This is a genomic window from Nostoc punctiforme PCC 73102 (assembly GCF_000020025.1).
GTDB classification, from domain to species: Bacteria; Cyanobacteriota; Cyanobacteriia; order Cyanobacteriales; family Nostocaceae; genus Nostoc; species Nostoc punctiforme.
The window spans coordinates 7762695-7786875 of record NC_010628.1 but is presented as its reverse complement, the minus strand read 5'-3'; the positions used below and the strand labels follow the sequence as shown (position 1 = coordinate 7786875).

At 42.4% G+C, this 24181-nt stretch carries 21 protein-coding genes, 2 pseudogenes and 1 CRISPR repeat array; of the genes and pseudogenes, 11 read left to right on the top strand and 12 right to left on the bottom strand.

The features are described 5' to 3' along the window. Positions 1–390 precede the first annotated feature (390 nt). Complete coding sequence (locus NPUN_RS32025; RefSeq protein WP_012412522.1) at positions 391–1128, bottom strand: Ycf66 family protein; 738 nt, start codon at positions 1126–1128, stop codon at positions 391–393. Positions 1129–1345: 217 nt separating this feature from the next. Between NPUN_RS32025 and gndA the strand changes: the two genes are divergently transcribed. Next, positions 1346–2776 (top strand): NADP-dependent phosphogluconate dehydrogenase, encoded by a 1431-nt coding sequence (gene gndA / locus NPUN_RS32020; RefSeq protein ID WP_012412521.1) that lies wholly within the window; start codon positions 1346–1348, stop codon positions 2774–2776. Positions 2777–2943: 167 nt separating this feature from the next. On the opposite strand, the gene NPUN_RS32015 is transcribed toward gndA, so the two are convergent. After that, positions 2944–4080 (bottom strand): serine/threonine-protein kinase, encoded by a 1137-nt coding sequence (locus NPUN_RS32015; protein ID WP_012412520.1) that lies wholly within the window; start codon positions 4078–4080, stop codon positions 2944–2946. Positions 4081–4260: 180 nt separating this feature from the next. Continuing rightward, the gene (cax, locus tag NPUN_RS32010; protein WP_012412519.1) at positions 4261–5352 is read right to left on the bottom strand and encodes a calcium/proton exchanger; all 1092 of its coding nucleotides are present in this window, start codon (positions 5350–5352) and stop codon (positions 4261–4263) included. Positions 5353–5878: 526 nt separating this feature from the next. Here cax and NPUN_RS32005 point away from each other — a divergent pair. Next, on the top strand, positions 5879–8620 hold the full coding sequence (locus tag NPUN_RS32005) for a DUF3536 domain-containing protein (protein WP_012412518.1): 2742 nt from the start codon (positions 5879–5881) through the stop codon (positions 8618–8620). A 72-nt stretch (positions 8621–8692) separates the two neighbouring features. Here the strand turns inward: NPUN_RS32005 and NPUN_RS43760 are convergent, their stop codons facing one another. Genes NPUN_RS43760 through NPUN_RS31990 form a run of 4 tightly spaced genes read right to left on the bottom strand, consistent with a single transcriptional unit; the run spans position 8693 to position 10846 of the window. Further along, positions 8693–8938 (bottom strand): hypothetical protein, encoded by a 246-nt coding sequence (locus NPUN_RS43760; RefSeq protein WP_012412517.1) that lies wholly within the window; start codon positions 8936–8938, stop codon positions 8693–8695. 35 nt (positions 8939–8973) lie between these two features. Beyond that, complete coding sequence (locus tag NPUN_RS32000; RefSeq protein ID WP_041566529.1) at positions 8974–9219, bottom strand: HNH endonuclease; 246 nt, start codon at positions 9217–9219, stop codon at positions 8974–8976. Positions 9220–9226: 7 nt separating this feature from the next. After that, positions 9227–10324, bottom strand: coding sequence for a Gfo/Idh/MocA family protein (locus NPUN_RS31995; protein WP_012412515.1), 1098 nt, complete (start codon positions 10322–10324; stop codon positions 9227–9229). Positions 10325–10378: 54 nt separating this feature from the next. Next, entirely contained in the window at positions 10379–10846 is a 468-nt protein-coding gene (locus NPUN_RS31990; RefSeq protein WP_012412514.1) for a DUF4870 domain-containing protein, read from the bottom strand. A 470-nt stretch (positions 10847–11316) separates the two neighbouring features. On the opposite strand from NPUN_RS31990, the gene NPUN_RS31985 reads away from it, so the two are divergent. Then, positions 11317–12807 (top strand): BamA/TamA family outer membrane protein, encoded by a 1491-nt coding sequence (locus NPUN_RS31985; RefSeq protein ID WP_012412513.1) that lies wholly within the window; start codon positions 11317–11319, stop codon positions 12805–12807. A 263-nt stretch (positions 12808–13070) separates the two neighbouring features. On the opposite strand, the pseudogene NPUN_RS31980 reads toward NPUN_RS31985, so the two are convergent. Continuing rightward, positions 13071–13655, bottom strand: a pseudogene (locus NPUN_RS31980) (HD domain-containing protein). A gap of 67 nt (positions 13656–13722) precedes the next feature. Here NPUN_RS31980 and NPUN_RS31975 point away from each other — a divergent pair. The 3 genes from NPUN_RS31975 (at position 13723) to NPUN_RS31965 (ending at position 17763) form a co-directional block, all read left to right on the top strand. Continuing rightward, on the top strand, positions 13723–14235 hold the full coding sequence (locus NPUN_RS31975; protein WP_012412512.1) for a 2'-5' RNA ligase family protein: 513 nt from the start codon (positions 13723–13725) through the stop codon (positions 14233–14235). A gap of 2 nt (positions 14236–14237) precedes the next feature. Beyond that, positions 14238–15143, top strand: coding sequence for an isopenicillin N synthase family dioxygenase (locus NPUN_RS31970; protein WP_012412511.1), 906 nt, complete (start codon positions 14238–14240; stop codon positions 15141–15143). A gap of 429 nt (positions 15144–15572) precedes the next feature. Beyond that, positions 15573–16995: a CRISPR direct-repeat array (repeat unit 37 nt; unit sequence ATTGCAATTCATCAAAATCCCTATTAGGGATTGAAAC). 222 nt (positions 16996–17217) lie between these two features. Then, positions 17218–17763, top strand: a complete 546-nt coding sequence (locus NPUN_RS31965) for a shikimate kinase (protein WP_012412509.1) — start codon at positions 17218–17220, stop codon at positions 17761–17763. An 11-nt stretch (positions 17764–17774) separates the two neighbouring features. Here NPUN_RS31965 and NPUN_RS31960 read toward each other — a convergent pair. Then, positions 17775–18399, bottom strand: a pseudogene (locus tag NPUN_RS31960) (Uma2 family endonuclease). A gap of 193 nt (positions 18400–18592) precedes the next feature. Here NPUN_RS31960 and NPUN_RS31955 point away from each other — a divergent pair. Together NPUN_RS31955 and argB are read left to right on the top strand one after the other, a co-directional pair. Further along, the gene (locus NPUN_RS31955) at positions 18593–18973 is read left to right on the top strand and encodes a pentapeptide repeat-containing protein (RefSeq protein ID WP_148220384.1); all 381 of its coding nucleotides are present in this window, start codon (positions 18593–18595) and stop codon (positions 18971–18973) included. Positions 18974–19074: 101 nt separating this feature from the next. Beyond that, positions 19075–19971, top strand: a complete 897-nt coding sequence (gene argB, locus NPUN_RS31950) for an acetylglutamate kinase (protein ID WP_012412507.1) — start codon at positions 19075–19077, stop codon at positions 19969–19971. A gap of 120 nt (positions 19972–20091) precedes the next feature. Here argB and NPUN_RS31945 read toward each other — a convergent pair whose 3' ends face one another. After that, positions 20092–20532: a hypothetical protein gene (locus tag NPUN_RS31945; RefSeq protein WP_012412506.1), complete on the bottom strand. Its 441-nt coding sequence runs from the start codon at positions 20530–20532 to the stop codon at positions 20092–20094. A 169-nt stretch (positions 20533–20701) separates the two neighbouring features. On the opposite strand from NPUN_RS31945, the gene NPUN_RS31940 reads away from it, so the two are divergent. After that, entirely contained in the window at positions 20702–21244 is a 543-nt protein-coding gene (locus NPUN_RS31940) for a hypothetical protein (protein WP_012412505.1), read from the top strand. Positions 21245–21270: 26 nt separating this feature from the next. Next, entirely contained in the window at positions 21271–22155 is an 885-nt protein-coding gene (locus tag NPUN_RS31935) for a DUF3153 domain-containing protein (protein WP_012412504.1), read from the top strand. A 131-nt stretch (positions 22156–22286) separates the two neighbouring features. Here NPUN_RS31935 and NPUN_RS31930 read toward each other — a convergent pair whose 3' ends face one another. Continuing rightward, a complete protein-coding gene (locus NPUN_RS31930) occupies positions 22287–22640 on the bottom strand; it encodes a winged helix-turn-helix transcriptional regulator (protein WP_012412503.1) in 354 nt (117 codons plus the stop codon). Positions 22641–22789: 149 nt separating this feature from the next. Between NPUN_RS31930 and NPUN_RS31925 the strand changes: the two genes are divergently transcribed. Further along, positions 22790–23407, top strand: coding sequence for an FMN-dependent NADH-azoreductase (locus NPUN_RS31925; protein ID WP_012412502.1), 618 nt, complete (start codon positions 22790–22792; stop codon positions 23405–23407). A 94-nt stretch (positions 23408–23501) separates the two neighbouring features. Here NPUN_RS31925 and pdxH read toward each other — a convergent pair whose 3' ends face one another. Then, complete coding sequence (pdxH, locus tag NPUN_RS31920; protein WP_012412501.1) at positions 23502–24146, bottom strand: pyridoxamine 5'-phosphate oxidase; 645 nt, start codon at positions 24144–24146, stop codon at positions 23502–23504. Between the last annotated feature and the right edge of the window lie 35 nt (positions 24147–24181).

Below are 24181 nucleotides of genomic sequence, written 5' to 3'. Positions count from 1 at the left end.
CCTGGCTTCTTTGCAGAAGCTAGGAATCTTGTTAGATAAAGCCCAAAATAGCCCTAATTGTACTTTCAAAGGTGCGATCGCTCATAGCATAGAAGGCGAGGCTTTTTCTGATATTGCAATCTCTATATGCTTTTATATATTTTGATGGTACTGCGATCGCGAGCATTCCCCAAACTATGCTCTAAAACTTATCTAAATTTTTTATTAAAGTCTTCGCTTATATAATTATTTTGAAGCTGCTGCTGTTTTAGCGAAGGCATTAGCAGAAAAAAAAGCAGCAACACATGGTTGATAAAGTTACATTCGCATTTACTGAGGTAAACCCAGAACTTGCTGATGGAAATAGTGAAACCCAACATTATATTAGGTTAACGTTGGGTTTCACTGCATTCAACTACCTTGATTAGGGGGTATTTCTTCAGGTGGTGCTTCCGCCGGGGGAGCCAGTACCGCATCCGGCGCAATTTGTTCTACAGGAATCGGTTGCTTATCCTCAATTTCAAAATCTGGTTGCGCTGCTTCCACCAATTCAAGAGATGGGGGATGTGGTGGAATCGCTTCCGGTACACTCTCGGCTTTGGCTTCGGTGTCAGTAGTAACTGTCTCCTCTGCTGGTTTCTCTGGTATAGCAGTAGTTTTGTCGATAATCTCAACAGTAGGTTTCTCTGCTAGTACAGAGGTAATGTCTTCTGGTTTAGGAGTTGTGGGTGTCTTTTTACTTACAGTCTGTTGCACTTTATCTTTCGCGCCACTGAAGGTGCTAACAAGAGTTTTTTGCAACTGGCCCAGCCGTTCCTGAAGGGAGAACTTATTTACTTGTTCCTGAATGCCAGTTTTTACTGTCTCAGCACTGGGTACTTGGGTTTGTTGTGCCTGGGGGGTCAATTGGCGACGTAATGATAGAGTTTGCCAGCCAAACCAGACCAAAAGAGCCACACTAGCCACATGACCCAGCAACAAACCTCCAGTAATGCGTGGTGCAAACACCCATAAGACTAAAGCATAGAATAGTCCTACACCACTCCATATAAAGTCATTCTTGCGGTGGATTTCTGGAAAAAAGAAAGCTGCTATGTAAATGGCTAAACTACCAATACCGACCACCAAAGCTAGGACAAATGCCAGCATTATTTGGTTACTCCTTACTGCGTCCTTTGACTATTTCAATTTTGCAAATTTTGTCAGTCAATTGTTGATTTAGATACAATTTAAAATTAATTAGCCGTGTTAGTTGTGGATTTTTGCCCTTTATTCAACTCTTAAGGTCTTCTTTAGGGGAGAACGGAAAATATCGGACTACCCTTAAAGTAAAAGGATCTGCAAGAGAGTTAGCCAGAAATTTTTTATGACACTACAAAGCTTTGGTGTGATTGGATTAGCCGTTATGGGTGAGAACATCGCTCTAAACGTAGAGCGCAATGGCTTCCCAATTGCAGTTTACAACCGCTCCCGAGAAAAAACGGATGCGTTTATGGCGCAGCGTGCTACAGGACGGAACGTCAAAGCCGCCTTTACTCTAGAAGAATTCGTTGCCTTATTGGAACGTCCCCGCAAAATTCTAGTAATGGTGCAAGCTGGTAAGCCAGTGGATGCGGTGATTGCTCAACTCAAACCCTTGTTAGAGGAAGGCGATATCATTATCGACGGTGGCAACTCTTGGTTTGAAGATACGGAACGACGCACTCAGGAATTAGAACCCGCTGGGCTTCGGTATCTTGGTATGGGTGTCAGTGGTGGTGAAGAAGGGGCGCTGAATGGCCCATCTCTGATGCCTGGAGGTACAACAAGCTCTTACGAGTTTCTATCACCAATTTTCAACAAAATTGCTGCCCAAGTCGATGATGGCCCTTGTGTAACCTACATTGGCCCTGGTGGTTCTGGCCACTATGTCAAAATGGTACACAACGGCATTGAGTATGGCGATATGCAGCTAATTGCTGAAGCCTACGACTTGCTGAAAAATGTCGCTGGATTAAACCCCAGTCAGCTACATGATGTGTTTGCTGAATGGAATACCACCGATGAACTCGATTCATTTTTGATTGAAATTACGAAGAATATCTTCCCATATATTGACCCAGAAACAAATAAACCCCTGGTGGATTTGATTGTTGATGCAGCAGGTCAAAAGGGAACTGGACGCTGGACTGTACAAACTGCATTGGAATTGGGAGTTGCTATTCCTACAATTACAGCAGCAGTTAATGCCCGGATTATATCTTCGATTAAAGATGAGCGGGTTGCAGCATCTAAAGTCCTCACTGGCCCCAGTGGCAAGTATGACGGGCAAACTAAAGACTTTATCAATAAAGTACGTGATGCTCTCTATTGCTCAAAAATCTGTTCTTATGCTCAAGGGATGGCGTTGCTATCCACAGCTTCAAAAACATATAACTGGAATTTGGATCTGGGCGAGATGGCGCGGATTTGGAAAGGTGGTTGTATTATTCGCGCTCGCTTTTTGAATAAGATTAAGAAGGCTTTTAGCGAAAATCCAGCTTTGCCTAACTTGCTGTTAGCTCCCGAATTTAAGCAAACAATTCTTGACAGACAAACTGCTTGGCGGGAAGTGATTGCGACAGCTGCAACAGTTGGAATTCCAGTACCCGCATTTAGCGCCTCCTTGGATTATTTTGACAGCTATCGCCGCGATCGCTTGCCTCAAAATCTAACTCAAGCACAACGCGACTACTTTGGCGCACATACCTACCTGCGTCTTGATAAGCCCGGAAGTTTCCATACTGAATGGGTACCTATTGCTGAAGCTGGTAAGTAAGCTTTTGCACATCTGTATCAGAATATTGTGAAAGGTTAGTCAGTTTCAAAATACAGATTTAGTAGTGGCTCTGAGTTTCAGAGCCACTTTTTTTCTAGAACCGCAGAGGCGCAAAGAACGCAGAGGAAGAGATAAAGATAATAGCAATTCTCTACTGTTTATTGATTTTAAGGATTATTACCAAGATATTTGGCTTTTAATTCTTCTAATTCTTGATCTATTTCGTTTTTACTCGTCGGCTGAGATGTGGAAATTGGTGGTTGTATTTTATTTGGTTGAGGTTTGTTGCCACCCAAAAATTGAGTTTTCATTTCCTCTAATTCTAGATCGATTTGACTAGGAGATGGCGATACAAAAGCGGGTGGAGAATTGGGTGGTGATTGAGGGATAGGCTTTGGCTTTATCGCTGGCGTGGCTGCTACTTGCGAATGTTGATTTAAGTCTTTGAGAACTTCATCTACTGTTTGATAACGCCGAACGGGAATGCTTTCTAGCATCTTGTTGAGAATGCGACTCAACTGATTACTAATGGGAGTTTTCAAATATTGCTGCCAAACCCAAGTGTCGTTGTTGATATCGTATGAATCGAAGGGCGATCGCTGAGTTAATAAATTAATACAGGTAGCACCCAAGCTGTAAATATCGCTGGCAAAAACAGCTCTACCTCTCATTTGCTCAGGGGCAACATATTCTGGGCTACCAATACTAGTACCAGTTTGATTTAAGGCGTTGCCAATGGCAGATTTAGCTGCACCAAAATCTACTAATACTAGTTTGCGATCGCCGCTACGTAAAATAATATTTTCTGGCTTAATATCACGGTGAATTACGTGTCTAGCATGACAAAATTGTAAAACTGACAATAAATCATTTAATAGTTGCCGGATTTGCGTTTCATTGAAAGCACCTCTATGTGCCAATTCCTGGGCTAAGTTGTGCCCGTCAATAAATTCTTGTACAAGATACTGGCGGTCTTCTTGGGTAAAATATGCCAGGAGTTCGGGAATTTGGGGATGTTTACCCAATTCATCTAACTGCACCGCTTCTTGGTTAAATAACTCTATGGCTTTTGCAAGAGTGTTAGTGCCTTGGGATTGGGGATAAAATTGCTTAATTACACAGCGTGGTTTTGAAGGTTTATCTTCATCCACAGCTAAGAAGGTTCTGCCAAAACCACCTTGTCCGATTGGTTTGATAGCACGGTAACGTTCTTTAAGGAGTAACTTAGAACCGCAAGTCCGGCAAAACTTGACATCATTAGGATTTTCAGGCTTGGGACAATGGGGATTAAGGCAGTAGCTCATACAGGCGATCGCTCTTATATGTTCTTATTTTCTCCTGTCCCAGGCAAAAGAGTGTAATTAACAGATTTTGGATTTGTGCCACGCAGAAGAGGGAAAACCAGGTGGAGGAACGATGAAACAAAAGAATCTAAAATCATCAAGTGCGATGCCTACGACGGGCTACGCCTACGCACTGCTAAACTATCCCATACTTTCCATAACTGGATGGAAGTAGAAGGCAAAGCCTAATACTGTATAAGCAGCTAATAATAAAGTGCCTTCGAGCCAATTGGACTTCCCATCAGAACTAATACTGTTGGCAATCAACACTGACACAACTACAGCAACTAATTCAAAAGGTTTAAAATCCAAATCCATTGGTTGGCCCAATACCCGCCCTGCTATTACCAACACGGGCGCGACAAATAGAGCAATCTGCATACTCGATCCCACAGCTACAGAAAGGGAAAGATCCATCTTATCTTTCATCGCCACGGTGACTGCTGTGGCGTGTTCAGCTGCGTTACCGACGATGGGAACCAATATCACCCCTGTAAACAGCGCCGTCAAACCTAGCTGAGATGTGGCCACTTCCAGAGAATCGACCAACATTTCTGACTCAAGTGCCACTAGTAAAGTACATACTAATAGCACACTAACCCACAACATCATATTTGGTTTAGCATGAGGGGCTTCCTCTTCTTCTATCTCCGCTACACCCACGTCATATAAATAGGAGTGGGTTTTCATTGAAAATAGCAGCGTTAGAGCATAAACCAGGATTAATACTACAGCAACAGCAATAGAAAGATTTTGCAGTGTTTGTTCGTTAATTCCTTGAGAGGTATAGTTCATCGCTGTTGGCATCAAAATGGCAATCACTGCCAAATTCATTGAAGCAGCATTCACCCGCGCCACAATTGGCTGAAATGTTTGTTCTTTGTAGCGGAGTCCTCCCAAAAGCATGGAAAAACCCATTACCAGTAGTAAGTTGCTGATAATCGATCCCGTGATACTGGCTTTGACGACATCTATTAACCCAGCGTTCAGCGCTACTAGGGCGATGATTAGTTCTGTAGCATTGCCAAAGGTGGCGTTTAACAAGCCCCCCAATGATGGCCCAACTACCACAGCAATTTCTTCTGTGGCTGTACCCATCCAAGCTGCTAAGGGCAGAATTGCTAATCCAGCTGTAATGAAAACTATTAATTCTCCCCACTCCAGAAAGTGGGCTACTAGGGAAACTGGGATAAACAGTAATAAAACGAAAAGAATAATGTTTTTGGTTGACATTTGTTCTTTTGGGTTGAGGGTATCATTCACAGCGAGCAATCCTAAATTTTAAATTGGAGTGTTGAATTAAAAATTACTTTCACTCATCACTCCCATAGGATACTCTCAACCACCTGTAGACCAATTCAGAAATTGTACTGTTTTCAGTTCACTACAGCGTATGTAAAATAAGATTGCGATTTAAGGAGTTCTTGTAATCTTTTGTTGCAAAAGTATGAATTTGAGCCAAAATATTACACCAAGAATGGGGTTTAATATATTAAAAGACAATTAAAATTTTAATTGGCGCTGCTAACGAGGAAACCCCTAACTGAGTTTTTGTTCAATGGCTAATTATATTTGAGCCTTCAGGGAAAGGGCTGTGCGATAACGCAGATTTCCCACTACAATGAGAAAGATTTGTCAAAAATTTGGTTAGATTCCATAGTTGTTGTTTATACCGGATTTTGTGTAAAAACCATTGGAGAAAGGTTTATGCACAATGATTTCGGTGCAACTGCAAGTTTTTTGTTTTGGATAAATATACATGACTTCTGCTGCTGAAATGCCAGCTAGCTCTGGCTCAACGTTAACATTACATTCAGATCCCAATAACACCAAAGAAACCGATCCCCTGAGAAAGGCTAATGGTGTTTATGTGACGGTGCATGGTCATTTTTACCAGCCACCAAGGGAAAACCCTTATCTGGACGCAATTGAACGCCAACCGAGCGCTGCACCTTTCCACGATTGGAATGAGCGGATTCATTGGGAATGTTATCGCCCGAATGCCTTTGCCAGAGTCTTAAATGACCAAGGTGAAGTGGTGGGGATCGTCAATAATTATGAGTATTTTAGTTTTAATATCGGGCCGACGCTGATGTCGTGGCTAGAACGCTACGATGTGGAAGTTTATCAGCGGATTTTAGAGGCGGATGCTAAGAGTAGCCAACGCTTGCATGGTCACGGCAATGCGATCGCGCAAGTATACAATCACATCATCATGCCTCTGGCGAACGAGCGCGACAAACATACCCAAATTCGCTGGGGTAAAGAAGACTTCCGCTCCCGCTTTGGACGCGATCCCGAAGGGATGTGGCTAGCGGAAACTGCTGTAGACTACGCCACCCTAGAAGCCCTTGTTGCTGAAGGTATTCGCTTCATTGTTCTTGCACCGTCTCAAGCACTGCGTTGCCGCCCCCTCCCTACTCCAGATCATCCTCATCCTGAATGGATCGAAGTCGGTGGTAGTCAGATTGATTCCACCCGTCCTTATCGTTGTTATTTGAAGCCGACACTCGACACTTCATCTTCACCTCTGAGTGCGTTGGGCTACGCCCCGCCGGAGGCGCTCGCCACTAGCCCCAACGATAGTAGTACAGAAGAATTACCCTACATTGATATCTTCTTCTACGATGGCCCGATATCGCGGGACATGGGTTTTAGTGATGTCGTTTATAATTCCAGTCACTTTGCCGGACGTATCGGTTCGGCAGTGCGTGGGGATCATCGTCTGGCACAGTTAATCTCGGTGGCGACAGATGGGGAAACCTTCGGACATCACAAGAAGGGAACAGAGAAAACTTTAGCCTACGCCTTTACTAAAGAGTTTCCTCAACAGGGTTGGACGGTGACAAACTTCGCCCACTATCTGAGCTTAAATTCTCCCAGTTGGGAAGTGGAATTGAAGTCAGTCACAGCCTGGAGTTGCGCCCACGGTGTCGGCAGATGGGAAGATGACTGTGGTTGCGGTGGGGAAGGCGGTGTTTGGCATCAAAAATGGCGTCGTCCCTTGCGGGATGCCCTCAATTGGCTGCGGGATCAGCTAACTGAGGTTTATGAGGAACATGGTAGGCAGTTATTTCGCGATCCTTGGCAAACACGAGATGAATATATCCAAGTGATGCGCGATCGCTCTGCTACCAATGTCAACCGTTTCCTCGCCCGTCATCAAACCCACAAACTAACCGCAGCCGAACAAGTAGACGCTTTGCGCTTGTTAGAAATGCAGCGTCACGCTTTATTGATGTTCACTAGTTGCGGTTGGTTTTTTGAAGAAATTTCCCGTCCAGAGGGAACGCAAATTCTGCGCTATGCCGCCCGTGCTTTGGAATTGGCTGGGGAAGTGGCTGGCGTACAGTTAGAAAAAGGCTTTGTCAAACGTCTTGGTTTAGCCCCCAGTAATGTCGATGAATTCAAACACGGTGCAGAAATTTATCGGCAACTCGTGTTAACTGCCCAGCTTGGCTTTAAGCAAGTAGCATCCCATTACGCCATTACTTCCCTATTTACCAATCAGAAACCAGCACAGACGCACAATTCTTTGCCTAGAAAAGATGTTGCTGACAAACAATCTCAGCGTTACCACAAAAAAGTTTATTGCTATGCTGCCAATGAGCTAGATTACCAACTGCAACGGATGGGATCGCTAACTCTGGCTGTAGGAAATTTAAAGCTGGTATCAGAAATCACTTGGGAAAGTGAGCATTTGGTATTTGCGGTTCTGCATTTGGGAGGCTGGGATTTCCACTGCTGCATTCAACAATTTACCGGGCGGCGTGACTACAGCCAATTAAAAGAAAAGCTGTTTGGGGCACTAAAACAAGCTAGTGCGGCTCATACTATCTTGGCGATGACACAGCTATTTGGCGAAGAAGCTTTCAGCTTACAAAATCTATTTGCTGAAGAACGCCACCGGATTATGCGGCTGCTTAGTCAGGAAACACTGACACGCTTAGGACAGTTGTATACCCAAGCCTACCGTGATAATTATGGGGTGCTGATGGCGTTTCATCGAGATGAAATCGCAGTACCACAAGAATTGCAGGTGGCAGCAGATATTGCTTTAGGGCATCGCTGTCTAATGACATTGCGATCGCTTGAGCAAGATATCGCTGATTCCCAAAAGAGTTGGAGTCACATCTTAGAATTGGAAGCGATCGCTACTGAAGCAAAACATCTGCGTTGTCGGCTGAATATTCCTGACGGTAAGCAGATGTTAGAACAGTTAATTGCGCGATCGCTCTGGCAATTATTGCATGATGCCAATGGTAGCTTTAATGCAGATATCCAACTATTGGAGCGATTGATTGATGTCGGGGATCAACTAAATATTGACATTTCCCTACAGCGATCGCAGGAACTATACTTTAGTTGTCTGCACAGTCAAATAGCGCCGGTGTGTATTACTAGCCTTGGAAATGAAGGAGATAATCAGTGTCTTCAGTTGCTCAAGTTGGGCAAGAAGTTAGCCGTTGATGTTAGTGCGATCTCCAATCAGTTGGGATAAATGTAGGGACGCACGGTAAAAATCTCACACAGAGAGAAGGGGAAAATTTTCCCCTTCTCTTTTTAATTTCCTTTACCTAGCCTGGGAGCGATCGCAATGGTAGGGATAAAGCCACTCACACCTGAAGAGTCCGAAGGTATGTTTCTCAAAAAAGGTTCCTGCGTGGCGGCTATGTGATATGTTGATCCCAGCTTTAGTTTTAACCTCATATAGCCAGGGAAAAGCTATTACTAAAACAGTCATGAAGGTGAAGAAGTAAAGAATTGTAGTTTTAATATTGGGGAATCTTCGGGAATTGCTATTGTGATTTAGAGGCATAGAAATTAGAAGCGAATAGCCCACACGATTATAGCCTAAAGCTGAAAATATCGCCGGAAGCGGGGATCAATATTGTCTGTTTTCTGCTGATTGCAGGTAAGGCAGAGAGTTTGTAAATTGCTGATATCGTTTTGACCACCACGGGCGAGGGGAATGATATGGTCAATACTGATGTGAGTTTCTGTAGTAGTTTTACCGCAGCTTTGGCATTGATATTTGTCACGTTCAAAAACATATTTCTTGACTTCCGGCGGGATACGAATACGGGGAGTTTTGCTCATTTTCTCTCTAGTTGCTAAGAAATCTTTCCAAGCTAGGTACATCTACCCAACTTGCTTTTGTATGAGATTCATGGGATAAATCCATCAACAACTGAGAATAAATTCCTTCCCGCAGTGATGGTGTAATTTCCTGATTGCGTTCAATTCCCTGCACCCATTGGTCTACTACACGGATAAATGCCGAAATCCGCCCATCAGCATAATTTTTGGGAAAAATTAACCGATTTGGTATTTCTATTTCCGTTAGAGGTTTACCTGGCTGGGAACCCCAAACACGAAAGCCGTGTATATAATCTTTTTGATTTTCACTGCCTACAATTAATGTACCGCGATCGCCATATACTTCTACCCAATGAGTTCTTGCTGCATGAACAACCGCGCTGATAGAGAGTTGGCAAGGTGTACCATTCGCTAATTCCAGGGTTAATATACAGTTGTCATCTGTATTTACTAGCTTAGATTCTCCACTAACAGGGTCAACTCTTGCAGGAATCGCAGTACTTAAATGGGCGTTTAATCTCTGGACTGGCCCGAATAACCAGTGAATGTAATCGAAGGCGTGGGAACCTAAAGATCCTAATGCACCACCTCCTTTGTCTTTGTCAGAATACCAATTCCAAGGGCGTGAAATATCAGCACGAGAAGAACCTAACCAATCAATTTTGATTAGGCGCAACTCACCCACATAATCTTCTGATAGTAATTCAGCAAATAACTGCCATGCTGGTACAAAACGAAATTCAAAATCTACAGTCGCAATTACACCTTTTGCTTTCGCTAATTGATAAAGTTCTTTAGCTTCGACTGCATTTAAAGTTGTCGGTTTTTCTAGTAATAAATGTTTCCCAGCTTGTAGTACAGTTTTTGCCATTTCATAGTGCAAAAATGGCGGCGTAGAGATACTGACTGCTTGCACTTCTGGTAACGCCACAATATCAGCCAGAGAATCAGAGGCGTGTGGAATATTATGGGATTCTGCTATGGCTTTGGCTTTATTTATATCTCGATGATAGACAGCAACTACCTCAGTTTGAGGATGTGCTTGGAATCCAGGGATGTGGACTTTTTGACCAAATCCAGTGCCTGCGATCGCAATTCCAATCATATAATTTTTCCCTATATTGTATGTGATTTTTATTGTTTGTAATAAATTTTACAATTATCGCAAAACTCTAATTGTAAAAGGGTAACGATAATACTCACCCTTGTAAGCTTTTACAGATGCAAAAGTCACTACAAACGATTGTAATATGAGTTTGAATAAAATTAAGGACATCAGTACAATTAACAAGCCGTCTAAAATATTTTTTATTTCATTGGACGAACCATTATTAATCATCACCAGACCAAAGCTAGTTAACAAAAAAAGTAAAGATATTGCTATGACAATCAAAGTATATAATGTTAAAGAAAATTGAAAATTTAAAGATTCTTTACCTTGGAAATCAATCCAAGGATATTGTGATTTTTTAAAGTGCCAAATGATCAGGGGAGCTAAAAGATTTAAAGGTAAATATAAAGGAATGCCAATAAATACTAAAAAAAACAATAATATCCATCCCAACAAAGCCGAGAAATGACACAACACCGCCCATATACGCATTTGTTGTTTAGGTTTTTGTCTCATGGCTTTTTATGTTGAGGTGGATTTACCATATAATTACCCACTCTAATTATCTACAAAAAAGCCAAACACGAGCTTAAAACCTGAGTATTTCTCCGCCATAGTTTTCGGAAAGAGGTTTTATTTCCCAGACTGTGGCCAATACGGTTTGGATAAGCATTTTTTACTTTCCTTGTGGTCTGGGGAAGGGGTAAGGGGTAAAGGATGTATTCAAAACTTTTCTCCTTTAACCGAACCGTATTCAGACTGTACCCTCTTGTGGCATTGGGTGATGGTGTAACCGCCCGCCGGAGGCGATGGTCTCCGACCGACCGGAGGTCATCGCAATTTGAAAACAGTCTGACAACTTATACTGAGTACTGGGGAAACAAGCAACAAAATTTTGGGATACTCAATAGCAAGGTTAATATAGAACTTACGCACAAGAGATCCGCTCTATGCTGTAAACTTAATAACACTAACGGATTTTCAATATGCGAGTTCAAATAACTGTAGTTGCGATCGCAGTAATGTTAGTGGGTGGTAAAAATCCAGAGGCCCTTGCAGACTCGCAACCATCTACTCAAGATGGGGCTAGTGGGATTGTGACACCAGAAGCTACGATCCATATAGAGGGAGAGTATGCCAAATATGGTGATTATATTGGAGTTAGTTTAGGAGATAGCCAGACGCTGGAAATTTCCCAAAAAATTGTCAAAGATATCCAGATTCGTTTTATTAATGACAAAGGTCTGCCAATCAAAGGGCGAACTCAAAAAGATTTTATCATTGGTTTGCTGAGACTCAAACCAGGTCAAGTATTCCGTGAAGATTTACTTCAAGCAGACTTGCAACGATTGAGGAGATTAGAGTCATTTAATCAAGTCAATGTTTATCCTAAAGAAGATGCTTCCAGTGTTAATCTCATTTATGCAATCAAAGAGCGTAGCTTCCCTTCTCTCATCTTAGGAGGCGGTAATAACGATGACGTTGGGCTATATGGTCGGGTGGGTTATAAAGATGAAAATGTTAGCGGTCTGAACGATAAATTAGATACAATTTTGCAGTTCAGCACTAAAGATGTCCAATTTGATGGTCAATTTACTAGTCGTTATCGTTCAGAAGAACCAAACCGCTTAGGCTATAGCATTAGAGGTTTTCGTAATCGAAATACATCGGGAACCTTCAACGAAGATATCAGATTGGCTAACGGTGACAAAGTGCGAGAAGGAAGGTTTGGTGGTTCTGTGGCGCTTTTACGAGCTTTTGATGAGTGGGATACATCTGTGGCTCTCAACTATACCAGAATTAGCCTACGCGATCGAGAATATAACGTTGTCCAGGTCGATAGATTAGGGAGTCCTCTATCTGTGAGTGGTACTGGAATTGATGACTTATTTACAGTATCATTTGCCGTATCTAGAGATCAACGCGATCGCCGAGACAATCCAACTCAAGGCTCAATCCTCACCTTCAGCACAGAACAAGCGATTCCCATTGGACTGGGGAATATTTCCAGCAACCGCTTACGGGGAGACTATATTCAGTATTTCCCTGTCAATTGGATAGGTAATGGTAGACCAACCAACAATCCAGAAATGTTGGCTATTAATTTACAAATTGGTACAACTATTGGAGACTTTCCACCAGCCGATGCTTTTAATATTGGTGGAATAGATTCTGTCAGAGGTTACGGTTATGGTAAAGTTGCCAGTGGTCGGAGTTATGGTTTAGCTTCTGTGGAATATCGTTTCCCAATTTTCCAGTCAATAGGTGGAGTTGTCTTTACTGACCTCGCCTCAGATTTCGGGTCTAGCGAAACCGTGTTAGGAGAACCAGGAGTCTTGCGAGACAAACCTGGAAGTGGCTTTGGTTACGGCTTAGGATTGCGCTTGAACTCACCCTTTGGGCTAATTCGAGGCGACTTAGGAATTAGCGACCAAGGAGAAGTTAGATTTGAAGTTACTACAGGTCAGCGATTTTAATCCCATTAGTTTTTACTTTGCCTAAAGCTTTACTTAGTCAAGTATTTCATTAATTCGTAGCGAATTTCATTTGACAATACCCTGCATTGTTAATGCAGTGGCTTGTTATATTTTTTCTCCTTTCTCTGTTTGCTCTGCGCCTCTGCGGTTCGTTAAAACATGGATTTTGATAAAAAATTTTAGCCTTAACTGAACTGTATTAGGACATGAGATAAGAGAGATACCGCGTTTTTTAAGTAATTAAACTATACCACTGTTCTTTTTCACGATAGTTGGCTGATAACTCGTTCCAACTCTTCTATCATCACATCTGAACCTGTTTCCCGATATACTTGCACCAATAATTGGTAAAACCACAAAGTTTTTTCCTTACCACTGCTAAATTCAGTCCAAATAACATCTCCCGTTTGTCGCCAATCTGCCAGCAAAGACCTAGCATTATGTAGTTTATCAGCCAGCGAAACTCGCCGAACTGAGGGCGAAGCGTGACGGAGCTTTTCTATGTATCTATTCTTACGCTCTTGCCAAGGTGGTTTCGGTGGTGTATCCCACTCTGTACAGCCATCGATAATTGCCACAACTGTTTCGCCGAAACGTTGGCGGATGTCCTCACGAATGGGTTTACCACCTTGGTCTTCTATACTATCGTGTAATAAAGCTGCGATGCCTGCGGCGAGCTACGCCTACGCTTCCTCTTCACTCCCACCCATTTCCAATACCAGCGCCGTCACATTCAACAAATGGGAAATATAAGGAATACCGCTAACCTTACGAGTCTGGTTAGCGTGGAGACGATTAGCATAGACTAACGCCGCTTCAAATCTTTCTGTTAATTTTGCTGCACCCATTTTTTAGCCTCACAATTAATCTTCTTGAATAATCCAGCTATCCTAAATTTATAAAGTATTGATAAGTATGCCTTATGCACTCGTATATTATCCAAATATCAACACACAGCAAATTAATAAAATTAGGCAAAAATATGATCCGCAATTTTATTTAATTGAACCGCATATCACCCTAATCTTCCCCCTACTCGGATTTATCGGCGAAGATCGTCTTACTATTCATATTAAAAATATCCTGAGTGCATGGAAAATCTTTCCTATTCATCTACAGGGATTTCAAAAATCATGGGATGAATATCTGTTCCTTACAGTTCAAGAAGGAAAAGAAAATGCGATAAAATTACACAATGATTTATATACGGGTATATTAGCTGAATATTGCAGAGAGAATACAGCCTTTGTTCCACATCTAACGCTAGGAGTATTTTCTAAAAATCGGGTTCAATACTTACAGGCTTTAGAAGAAGCACAACAGTTAGATTTAGATTATTGTTGTATGGTGGAAAAACTAAATCTGTTGAAGATTACTGATGTGAATAGGCAAATAGTCTGGAACCAAGAATATATATTGCCAAGCTGAACATGAAAAACTTGCAAGTTGTGGAGAAAGAGTTTTCATCCCTCCCGATTATTGATATTAGCGCCTTAGTTTCTGGAAAAGGAAATCTCTATTCCGCCGCATCTCAGATTCGGCAAGCGTGTCGAGAATCGGGATTTTTCTATATTATCGGACATGGTGTAGACGAAAATTTGCAGCAGAGGCTCGAAGAACTCAGCCGCCAGTTTTTCGCCCAGGATTTGGAAACTAAACTTAAAATTCGTATGGCTTTGGCAGGTATTGCATGGCGAGGTTATTTTCCCGTTGGTGGCGAACTGACATCCGGTAAACCTGACTTGAAAGAAGGTATTTACTTTGGCACTGAACTCCCAGACGAACACCCACTAGTGCAAGCTGGTACTCCTATGCATGGTGCAAACCTCTTCCCCGCCAACATGCCCCAATTTGGCGAAACAGTACTTGAATATATAGAGGCGATGACAAAGTTGGGACACACTCTCATGACTGGTATAGCCATGAGTTTGGGATTAGAAGAATCCTACTTTGCTGATCGTTATACTTCAGATCCTCTAGTGTTGTTTCGCATCTTTAACTATCCTCCTAATTTATCACCGTCAGATGGTAATCCGATATGGGGTGTTGGCGAACATACTGATTATGGGGTTTTAACTATTCTCAAACAGGACGACTCAGGCGGATTACAAGTTAAATCCAAATCAGGTTGGGTTGCTGCGCCTCCTGTTCCAGGTTCCTTTGTCTGTAACATCGGCGATATGCTAGACAAAATGACGGGAGGTTTCTATCGTTCTACACCTCATCGCGTACAAAACCAGTCCCAAAATCACCGCCTTTCATTCCCCTTCTTTTTCGATCCCAATTTCGATGTAGAAGTGAAGCCGATTGAATTAGATAATTATAGTAGCGAATGATAATATAGGCGATCGCTGGGATAACGCTAACATTCATGATTTTCGCGGAACTTATGGTGATTATGTGTTGAATAAGGTGTCTAAGGTTTTTCCAGAATTGCGGCGAACAGTATTATAGGGTTTTAAGCTATTTCTTCTTTGCTGAGTCACCTTTTAGTTAGATTCCTGTATGTAAAATGCGCGGAAGGGTAGGTGTACAAATTTCACAGTCCCCAAAAAGTACTTCTATCTCAACACCAGCAAGCATTTCACCTCACCAATCACCCTATTTTCATCCGCGCAATCTCTGAAATGTTTGCTAAAGATGGATTTCAGCTTTCAATCTGTCTCGGCACTCTTTCCAAACAAATTCTCTAATGCTATGATTACTCTTGAACCGCGCAACCGCACCTTGAAAACTAAATATAGCTTGGGTTCCAGGCTCCTGCAATTGCAATTCATCAAAATCCCTATTAGGGATTGAAACGAGCGCTTTGGCTAGTTGCCCCATAGCTAATCCCATATTGCAATTCATCAAAATCCCTATTAGGGATTGAAACAAAACCGCATGTGCTTTCGCGGCGCAACTTGCCGAAATTTGGCATACATTGCAATTCATCAAAATCCCTATTAGGGATTGAAACAAAACCGCAGGAGTGAAACGCAAAAAAGTACCGGTATTGCAATTCATCAAAATCCCTATTAGGGATTGAAACTCGCTGGACAGAAGGAGGGAGGGTCAAAAGTAAAATTGCAATTCATCAAAATCCCTATTAGGGATTGAAACAAAAATAATAGATGCACTAACAATAGCAAAAATCACATTGCAATTCATCAAAATCCCTATTAGGGATTGAAACTCTTCCTGTAAAGACTGTTCGCCTTCCTGAAAAAATTGCAATTCATCAAAATCCCTATTAGGGATTGAAACATTGGGAAGGGCAGCACTAGAAAACATTATCCTCATTGCAATTCATCAAAATCCCTATTAGGGATTGAAACGCTTAGAATCGCGCTCAAGACGAGAGAGAAAACTATTGCAATTCATCAAAATCCCTATTAGGGATTGAAACACAGACACTTTCCGCAAGCGCAGGAAGCGAAATATAAATTGCAATTCATCAAAATCCCTATTAGGGATTGAAACAGAAGAAGATGTTGCCTCTGCAATTGAAAAAGCCAATTGCAATTCATCAAAATCCCTATTAGGGATTGAAACGGCAATCCCAGCGATCGCTCTCCAATTCGCCACATTGCAATTCATCAAAATCCCTATTAGGGATTGAAACTTCATCCGAACATCAGTTTGGAGTCGCTCAAACATTGCAATTCATCAAAATCCCTATTAGGGATTGAAACTCAAGCCAATCGGTTGGTGATTCCGTATCATCTAATTGCAATTCATCAAAATCCCTATTAGGGATTGAAACGAGTGGGTAGGCTTTTGAATGATTAGTTACCCATATTGCAATTCATCAAAATCCCTATTAGGGATTGAAACTTGTCACTGGAGCTATTGATTTTGTAGATAGAGAATTGCAATTCATCAAAATCCCTATTAGGGATTGAAACTATCATCGCGAATCCATTCTTTTTGTTTAGCATCCCAAAAATTGCAATTCATCAAAATCCCTATTAGGGATTGAAACTTGTCACTGGAGCTATTGATTTTGTAGATAGAGAATTGCAATTCATCAAAATCCCTATTAGGGATTGAAACTATCATCGCGAATCCATTCTTTTTGTTTAGCATCCCAAAAATTGCAATTCATCAAAATCCCTATTAGGGATTGAAACGACTGCTAGGGCATAATCTCTTTTCTGTTGTAGTGGGTGATTGCAATTCATCAAAATCCCTATTAGGGATTAAAACTAGCTGTTTCTACTTTTTGCAATACCTTACATTCTATATTGAAACCCAAAAATTGCTGGTAATACTGGGGAGAGAAGCAAAAATGTATGAGTCAATGGGTTTATAATTGGAAACTGTGACTCGGCGAGAAGTTTGCTCTAAGGCATCCCTGGCTCAAATCTCCTTCCAAGGGGAAATGCTAAAGGCGAACGGTGACAATTCATAATTGGAGCGAAGCAACTGGTGAGCAGTTTATTACAAGGAGTTAACTTGTACTTAATTGGCATGATGGGCGTTGGTAAGACGACAGTAGGGCCCTTACTAGCAAAGCATCTGGGTTATGGGTTTTTGGATCTTGATGGTGTCATTGCCAAAGCTACAGATAAATCTATCAATCAGTTATTTGCCGAAGAAGGTGAAGCAGGGTTTCGCCAAATAGAAAGTGATGTACTTTCACAAGTTTGTGCTTTTACAAAATTGACTATAGCAACCGGTGGGGGCATTGTATTACGGCGAGAAAACTGGGGTTACTTGCACCACGGTTTGATAGTGTGGCTAGATGTGCCAGTTGAACTAATTTACAGGCGTTTAGCTGAAGATACCACCAGACCACTGTTGCAAGATGCTGATCTCAAAGGTAAATTGCGATCGCTCCTCGAACAACGAACACCACTTTACTCTCAAGCCGATTTGCACATCACCGTCCAAGAGGGAGAAACACCCGAAGACATTGCCAACAGAATAATTGAGGTAATTCCTAACGTTCTCAAGCCACAAGCTTCTCATTAACAAGATTCTAATTACCAAATTTTGGTCATCCGTAGGATAAACTCGCGTAATTCTGGATTACCGCTAACTGCTTCGGGATTTTCCAAAATCTCAACTTCTCGATTAGGACGGTAAATGTAGACTTTTCAATTCTGCCGATCTATTAACCAGCCTAGTGATGTACCGTTATCGATGTACTCCTGCATTTTCTCTTGTAATTTGATCGGGCGATGTCTACGACGGGCTACGCCTACGCTAGAGGAACGTAGTTCAATTACAAAATCAGGACAAATTGGTGCAAAAGAAGCTTTTTGTGCTTCTGTTAAAGCATTCCAGCGCTCCAATTTAATCCAAGAAGCATCAGGGGAACGCATCGCTACCATTAGGTAGTGTAAAACCAGCACTGGAGTCAAAGCCTATGCCAGTGCCATCTTGTTCAGTCCAATACCCAAGCTGTGCAGCAATGTTAAAGTTACGGTTGCCCGTATCTGAAAAAGCTGGTGGCATAATGATGACTTCCCCATTGGCAGTGCGCTCGATTCGCAAATCTCCATTGGCTTGGCAGAATTCATAGAACTGCTCATTTGTCATCTGCACAAGGGAGGGGAAATTTACCGTTATGGGTGTGCTTTCAGTTTGAATTAGCAGCGTGGTCATTTTCATTCCCTAGCTTCAGCCGAATGATTTCAATTCTAGAAGTTTGAACGAGCGATCGCTTGTTTATTGTGTCGAGTAATGAGGGAATAGTTAATTTGTAGGGTACATTACTTCGTTAACGCACCATCTCGATCTAGTCTGCCTCATCCATCATATTTATGGGATTGATTCTAGAGCTTGAAGTTTCACTGCTGTGTCACCAACGAATTCGATGGATATTGAAGAGTTTTTCAGTCGTTTAGATGCTGGGGAAAATGATTTTTCAGGAGTCGATCTCAGTGGTGCAGTCTTAAGCGAAGTTGACTTGTCTGGCATTAATCTCAGTGGTGCTGATTTGAGTGGGGCGATCCTCTGTAAAACTAAGTTAGGGGGTGCTGATTTGAGAGACGCTAATCTGAGCGGTGCTGATTTACGTGGTGCTGATTTGAGAGTTACTCGTATGGAAGGCGTTAATCTTGAAAATGCTAACTTATTGGAAGTTAACTGGCACGGTGCGGAAAAGTATGGGGCTTATTTCTACAATACGGTTATGCCAGATGGTGAACTTCTAACTGAACCAAACACCTATGGCTGATCAGTACAAACATACTCGACTTTGGCATCAGAGATTGTGACGAGTTACAAAGTCTTCTACACTGACTGAAATAGGTTTTAACTCTCTCTGTTAGGCTCCTCATGACGGACAACGATTCTGAATACATCAGACAAACTGAAGCCACTCGTGTGCGTGTACTCAGTGAAGCACTACCTTATATTCAACAATTCGCCGGTCGCACTGTTGTTGTCAAATATGGTGGTGCAGCGATGAAAGATAGCACACTCAAAGACAAAGTTATCCGCGATATTGTATTCTTATCCTGCGTTGGCTTGCGTCCAATAGTAGTACACGGTGGTGGCCCAGAAATTAACAGTTGGTTAGATAAGCTGGGAATCGAACCACAATTTAAGAATGGTCTGCGAGTCACTGATGCCGCCACAATGGATGTGGTGGAAATGGTTTTAGTTGGTCGAGTTAACAAAGAAATTGTCGCGCTAATTAACCAAGCTGGTGGATTGGCTGTAGGACTTTGTGGTAAAGACGGTAATCTATTTACAGCCCGTCCCCAAGGTCAAGAAGGCATCGGTTTTGTGGGGGAAGTCAGTAATGTTAACATCAAGATTTTGGACACCCTCGCTAGCAATGGCTATATTCCGGTAGTGTCTAGCGTTGCCGCAGACGAGACAGGGCAAGCTTATAACATTAACGCCGATACTGTAGCTGGAGAAATTGCTGCGGCACTAGGAGCAGAAAAGTTAATTTTACTGACCGACACAAGTGGAATTTTAAAAGATTACAAAGACCAATCTACTTTGATTCCAAAAGTAGATATCCGCGAAGCCCGCGAGTTAATTGTCAATGGGATAGTTACCGGTGGGATGATTCCCAAAGTTAATTGTTGTGTGCGATCGCTTGCTCAAGGAGTCCGTGCCGCACACATCATCGATGGTCGCATTCCCCACGCCCTGTTACTAGAAATCTTTACTGATGTTGGGATTGGGACGATGATTTTGGGTTCGCAATTTACCTCTTGATGCTTATGGGGCATAGGGCATAAAGAAGAGACAAGGGAGACAAGGAAGAAGGGGGAGACAAGAGAGATTTATTCAATAATTACCCCTTGTCCCCCTTGTCTCCCTACTTCCCCTGCCTCTCTACCGCGGATAGGTAATAATAACCCGCGTAGGTGCGGAGCAACTTGTTGTCAGACATCGCCCACCGCTAAATGGTGTACGATGCCATGAATTATTTATAATCACCGGATTAACTAGGGTTGAATCTCGAATTGCCGGATTAATCAAAGTTGGATTAATCAGTGTGGAATTTCTGACATTCTGCCTTACCTGGGGATAGGAATAATAATCGGGGTAATTAGTGCGTTGTGGCATTAGCCCCGTTGCTGGGTCTACAGGCATAGGTGTAGGAATCGGACTACCATAAATAAAGGAACCGACAGCAGGCGATCCCATAACTCCATAAGCGCCATCAATAAAGACCGCACGCTGGGCCGAAGCTGGAGCAATGCTTACACTCATCACTGCTAAAGTCATACCTGCTAGGAGCCAATTCAGTTGCGAATGCTTGATTTTCAACATATTTTGCTCACCTGCATTTGATACCAGAGTTTTTAATCAGAAAATAGTCGCTGCTACTTAGTTAAAATTTTAGAAGTTTATCCACTTTCAGATTGCCAGCCTTTGAAAAGATTCCAAAAAGATTGCTGGTATTGGCAAAATTAAAATAGTGCTAATTTTTGTATAAGACGTGAGTGCAGAAAGTTTAGAAATTGCTAAAACCTTCTACCAGACTGGGAAAATTGCCTTTGAAAATGGGCGATACCGCGAAGCTGTAGAAAATTTAGAAAAGGCCAGCGCCCTGTTAGCTCGTAATTCTCGCTTTGGGGGCGAAGTAGAAATTTGTCTGGTGACAGCTTATGAAGCGGCTGGACGCACGGATGATGCGATCGCTCTTTGCGAAAGACTCAAACGCCATCCCTATATTGAAATCAGCAAACAAGCGCGACAGATGGTTTACATCTTAAAAGCACCAAAGCTGAAAAGACCTAGTGAATGGATGACCGAAATCCCGGATTTGGACACAGTACAAGAGAATGAACTCAAAATTTCTATAGCTGCTAAACCCACTAAATCTTCTGTGCCGCAGAAGCCAAAACCTACAGAGCCAGAATTTGTTGACCTCAGTCAGGTCAATACCAGAGATAATCGCTTTATCTGGGTGGCGCTAATTGCCATTGGTTTAACCATCTCGTACTTGGTTTGGTTGAATTTTTCAGGAACCCCTGGCTGATACTATGTTGACTTTTGGGGAGATTTATGGTTTCAACTTCTTCAATTTTCGGAAAGATTTTGTTGTGGTTAATCAGACCATTTAGTTTTGTATTGACACTGAATGGTCGAAATCGAATGAACCGCGTCTTTCCTATGCGAAATCCTATTTTGTGGCTAGTGTTGTTAACATCCCTGTTATTGACTGGCTGTGTTAAGTACGATGTGGGGCTTAACTTTGATAATTCAAATAGTGGTGAATTCGTACAACATATTAAGTTAGGAGAACGGCTAACCAGCTTTAGCGGCGATTCTGTATACGAATGGTTGAACAGCATAGAACGCCGCTCCCGTCAACTAGAAGGTAAAACACAGCGAGTTTCCCAAGAAGAAATCATCGTGACAATTCCTTTTAGTAGTGGTACTGAATTGCAAGAGAAGTTCAACGAATTTTTTAATTCCCGTACAAATCAATCCTCTGAGGCTGTGCAGAGCAAATCTGACTCAGAACTACCAAAGATTGAATCAAACGTCCTCTTGGAGCAGAATAATTTTTTACTTTTAGTCCGAAATCGGTTGATTTATGATTTAGATTTGCGATCGCTTGCTCTAATTGCCAGCAAAGGTAATGTTCTCACTAATGCTGGTTCAATTCTCGACTTGGAATTTAGCTTGAAAACTCCTTGGGGAGCCAAAAACATTCAACTAACTGAAACAGCCATTGAGCCAGAAAAAAATGGCAATCAACTGGTGTGGAAACTCCAGCCTGGTCAACTCAACCACATAGAAGCGGTTTTCTGGCTTCCTAGTCCCCTTGGTATTGGTGCATTGTTAATTATCCTATTTGTCTGGGGAGGATTGTACTTAAGATACAATTTCATGCCAGATCCCAGAACTCAATTGCTTCCCAAAGCAGCAGCTACCCAGGAATAGTAGACTATTTATCTGTTAAGAGAACTGGGAATCCCTTCGGCTTCACTCAGGGCAAGTGGGAACTTGTACTGAGCGAAGCCGAAGTATTGGGAATTGGGAATTGGGCATTGGTTATTCCCCTTGTCTCTCTATTACCCATTCCCCATTCCCTGTTCCCGTTGTTCACTGCCATACCAGCGTTCAGCAAGTACATTGAGTTGATGAAGGATTTCAATGAGTTCCTGACCCCGTTCTGTCAGACCGTAAGTTACTTGGGGTGGAACAGTTGGTTCATATTGGCGATAAATAATCTCTGCTGCCTCAAGCATCCTCAGTCTTTCTGTTAAAACTTTGGTAGAGATGCCCTCGACTAAGTGCTTCAATGCAACAAAGCGAGTAGGCCCACTATTACACAACACCCACAGTATATACATTGTCCAAGGGCCTGATAGTAAAGACATCAGAATGCTGATTGGGCAAGCATCAGAATTTTTAGAGACAGACATCGATAAGTTCGCCAAAATTTTCCAATAGTTACTTTATGGTAACTACTTTACTTTAGTAACTGGTTACTTTTAGTATCTGATGTAATGCTTTGAAATTTAGACTCAAAAAAAGTCAAAGCAGTAAATTATAGCTAATTGGGAGATATTTGGTGGTAAACATTCTACATATTGATTCCAGCCCCCGTGCTGAACGATCGCACTCACGAGAACTATCTAAAGAATTCGTCAGTGCTTGGAGGGCAGCACATCCTGAAGATGCGATCGCCTATCGAGATTTAGGGCATCACCCAGTTCCTCACGTTAATGAAGCTTGGATTGCAGCAGCATTTTCACCACCAGAAACCCATACCCCAGAATTAGCTGAGGCAATCAGAGTGTCTGACGAACTGGTTGATGAGTTTTTGGCAGCCGATCGCTACGTTTTTGGAGTGCCAATGTATAACTTCAATATACCTTCCACTTTTAAGGCTTACATCGACCAAATCGTTCGCATTAACCGGACTGTTTCTTTAGATGCTCAAGGTTTTAGAGGGTTAGTAGAGGGTAAAAAGGCAGTTATCATTACAGCTCGTGGTGGTGACTTTAGCGCCACCTCCCCTGCCGTTGCTTATGACTTCCAAGAACCATACCTGCGGACTATTTTCGGCTTTATTGGGATTACAGATATTCAATTTATTAACGCTAACAGCCTGAACGAGGGTGATGCCCGTACCCAATCTCTAGCAGAGGCACGGGCAGCAATTCAAGACGCGATCGCTCAGTGGTAATGTATGGAATTGGGAATTGGAAATTGGAAATTAGGCATTGGTTAAAAATTGTTCTTCCCCTGCTCCCCTGCTCCCCTGCTCCCCTGCCTCTTCTTCAAGGTGACAACCGATCAATTTTCCAAGTGCCATTATCTAAACGGCTATAGAGTAAGCGATCGTGTAAGCGACTAGAGCGTCCTTGCCAAAACTCAATTTCTGTAGGGATCACTCGTAAGCCTCCCCAATGAGGCGGTCGGGGGATCTCTTGATTTTCATATTTGCTATAAAACTCCTGCATACGTCGCTCTAAAACTTCTCGACTTTCTATCACCTCGCTTTGATTAGATACCCACGCACCCAGGCGACTGTTAGGAGGGCGAGTATCAAAATACTGGTCGGATTCAGTTTCAGAAACTTTCTCTACATACCCACAAATCCGAACTTGACGTTCCAGTTCTGCCCACCAAAAGACTAAAGCCGCCAGAGGATTTTCTGCCAGTTCTTGTCCTTTGCGGCTGTTGTAGTTGGTGAAAAAAGCAAAGCCCCGTTCATCGAAATCCTTCAGTAGCACCATTCTGGCTGAGGGCTTACCGTCGGGTGTGACGGTAGCAAGAGTCATCGCATTGGGTTCGGGGAGTTGACCAGCTAAAGCCTGATCGAACCATTTTTTAAATTGGATAAAAGGATTGAGGTCTACCTCAAGTTCGCTTAAACCTTCCAAGGTGTAGTCTTTGCGGAGGTCAGCTACGGTTTTGTCCATTTTGATTTACTTCCTTGCTATCAGATACGCTTATA